This is a genomic window from Cupriavidus phytohabitans (assembly GCF_000426345.1).
GTDB lineage: Bacteria > Pseudomonadota > Gammaproteobacteria > Burkholderiales > Burkholderiaceae > Cupriavidus.
The window spans coordinates 1-3,074 of record NZ_AUFE01000182.1 but is presented as its reverse complement, the minus strand read 5'-3'; the positions used below and the strand labels follow the sequence as shown (position 1 = coordinate 3,074).

Annotated in this window: 1 protein-coding gene; it reads right to left on the bottom strand. The window is 49.1% G+C overall.

Going from position 1 to position 3,074, the window contains the following annotated elements:
- Positions 1 to 188 precede the first annotated feature (188 nt).
- The gene (locus K309_RS0134350) at positions 189 to 2,585 is read right to left on the bottom strand and encodes an AAA family ATPase (RefSeq protein WP_029050404.1); all 2,397 of its coding nucleotides are present in this window, start codon (positions 2,583 to 2,585) and stop codon (positions 189 to 191) included.
- Between the last annotated feature and the right edge of the window lie 489 nt (positions 2,586 to 3,074).

The following is a 3,074-nucleotide window of genomic DNA, read 5'->3' as shown; positions in this document are numbered from 1 at the left end:
ACGATTTCGCAGGCGGGTCGGCTGTCCCAGTTCGACCCGTTGCTGCCGCTCGAGCGTCACCGGCCAACGCCTGCTTTCCAGCGGCTGCCGTCGCTCAAATCGTCGAACTTGTCGCCCGATAGCTCAACGTCCGAGATGAGCGGCAGCCAAGGGATGTTATTAGCCGTGCTGTAGATTTGACAATATGGTTAGCTCACTCGTTCTGGCTCGCCAATGCTCTTCAATAATGAATTGTATTGGTGAGGGTCTTTCTCATAGATCTTATCCAGTACATAGTTAGCCAGCTTTGGAAGCTCAGGAATTTCCACTGGCTTCATGCTCCTGTCAAAAATTGATTCCAAATGAGATAACTCGTTATTGAGGCGATTGGCAAGAGCGATAGCCGTATCGTCATCACCAAAAAATTTTTTCATCCTTTCAAGGCTGTCATTTTTGTCGTCATGGTGAGGGAACTTGTAGAACAAGAATGCCTCTAGAAACTTTCTCAGATTGTTCCCAAAAGAGTAGAACGGCTCGTGTGACACCTTCGCATACTCCGCATCGCGACACTTGTAGATCTGATGGAAGAGATAATTGAATTCGGTAATATACTCCTTGAGGTAGGCGGGCATTACAGAAATGGCGCTGGCTGCTCCGTTTCTCTCAATCAGAAAGTGCTGATTCCCACCATGGTTTTTCTCAGGTGGGAGTGATAACTTCTTGAGGTATTTCAAGAAGTCAAGATTGTGTGTGGAAATAAACAATTGCTTGTAGCGATACTTGTTCGTTCCGTCATTATTTTTTTGCGGCCTGGCAATAAGGCTCTCAATGAGGCTGAACACAAAAAAAATGTGATTTCCGTCCAAGCTTGATATAGGATCATCAATGTATATGATTAGGTCTTTACCTTTAGACTCTGGTTCTTCAAGCTTGGCAATAAAGTAGCAGAATGCGATAAGACTGCATTCACCTTCGCTCAGGTTGTAAGCCGATTTACCATCTCTGGTAATCTCAAACCTGACAGCAGTTTTATCGGTGTTGTCTTTGGCTTCCAGCTTGATGCCATCATGACCGAAAAAGTGAGTAAGCAGGGTGTTGATACGATCAGCACCTTTTCGCTCATCCTTTTCTTTTGCTCTCAATGCCGTGATATCGTCTTCGAGCTTTGTGATCTGCGTGCTGACATCATTGAAGGCGGTGTTGGCCGTCTCAGCCTTAGTCTTCAGATCAGCAATACGATTAAGCTCTGTGTCATGGCTAATCGCTTGAGCAAACGCATACACGTCTGTCAAGCGAAGTGCTTCTCTTGCAGTCGCTTTATCCTTGTCCAACGTCTTGGTTTTATCATTGTTGGTTAAGATAATCGCATTAATGGCGTCTACATGCCGCTGAATTTCATTGGCGTCATAAAGTGCTTCCTTCATAACTACAGTTTGGAAGAGGCTGGCTTTTCGGCTCTCTAAAGATTTCTTCAACGATTCAAGATCCTTTTTGTAGATCGCGAGAGCCTCTGCAAGTGCCTTGCTAATGAGGTAAAAGGCTGCGCGTTCCTCAGCGTAGAACTGCTCACGCTTGAAGCTGATAAAGCCAGCTATGGCTGCTATCTCTTCTTTCACTGAGGTGATCGCGTTATCCAAGGCAGCCTCAAGCTCACCCGACTCTTTGCTGAAATGCTCATCAAGGGTCTGCCATATGTTGTGCGGCAGGCTCTGGCGGCAGAAGGCACAGGTGTCTCGTTTATCACGGTGGTGGCCGAGACCTTGCTTAACCCAGAGTTGAAGAACGCTGTCATTGAGCAGTTCTTGGATTGGTGTGGTTGGCTTGATCTCTTTCGAAAGTAATGATTGCGCCGTACTTCGTAGCGAATCCATTGCGAGAGTGAAACTTATCGATCCCGAAATGTCTGCAAGGGCATCTTGTTTGAGCAAAGCAAGCTTAGCGGCCTGTTCCTCAACGCTCAGTGCGGTGAATCCTGTCTTTTTGGTCGCAAGGATGTCCTTTTTTATGCTATCAATGTTATAGACCGCTGGTCCATACTGGCGGTTTTGCTTGATGGTGTCATTGGCGTGAGAACGCAACTTGCCTTCGTGGTTATCGGCGGCAGTTTTATAGGTGCTCTTGGTGCGGTCACGTTCCGTCTTCTTACCCTCCAAGTCGAACCGAAGGCCAGTCTTTTCCTCCACTTTGCCAAGCTTCGCTTCAATAGCAGCTATGGCTTCTTCAATCTCCTTGTTCTTCTCCCCGACGATGGCGAAGGTCTTGATCTCTCCACCGATCTGCTGGTTGACGAGGAAACTGAGGTTGTCCGTTACGAAGTCGCGGTTGTAGACCCGCACGTCATAGGTGTGGGTGGCTAGAGTAGCCTGGCTGATAGAGCCTTTGTCCCCATGGATGGTGAACGAGGGGCCAAAGTAGTTGAGGGGGACCTTGCGTGTCTCCAGGGAACGGAACACGCGGGAGAGCGTCGTCTTGCCTGAGTAGTTGCGCCCGTACAGGATGTTCAGCCGTTTGAAATCCTGAACGTTTTTTCCGCTGTCCCGAACGGTTTTCTTCCAGTCCAAGCCTTGAAAGCTGCCAAAGCTCGCTATGTCTATCTGAGTGATCACCGGTCCTATCCTCCCCTCTTGGAATATTGGCTCGTTGAAACAGAATGTTGCACACAGTCTAAAAGGAGTTTGCCAAACAGGTCCAGTGCGAAATGTCAACGACGCCTTCAGTCGTCCCTATTGAGATCGCTGTATCGGTTGGAAGGCAGGAGGTTGTCTTTGATCGCTTTGGCTGTCGCCGGCCCTCGGACCTCACGTTGTGGAAGGTTAATAGCCCATCGGGCTTTTCGGGTTGAAATGCTTGGCGATCACCATGATCTACGCCCATGTGAGAGGGGCGGTGCGTAGCCCATTGGATTCACTGCCCAGTACTGAGGTGCCGCGAAGCGACCATCGGTGAACTTCGGCTCTCAGCCTGAAGCGGTCGTTTGACCTTGAATCCTGAAAGTCGGCTACTGGCCGTTCGGCGCCCTCCAACCGCCCGCGTCACACGATACGTTGCGCCGCACAAGACGAATTCAACCACGAAATACGGATACCCAGATCTTC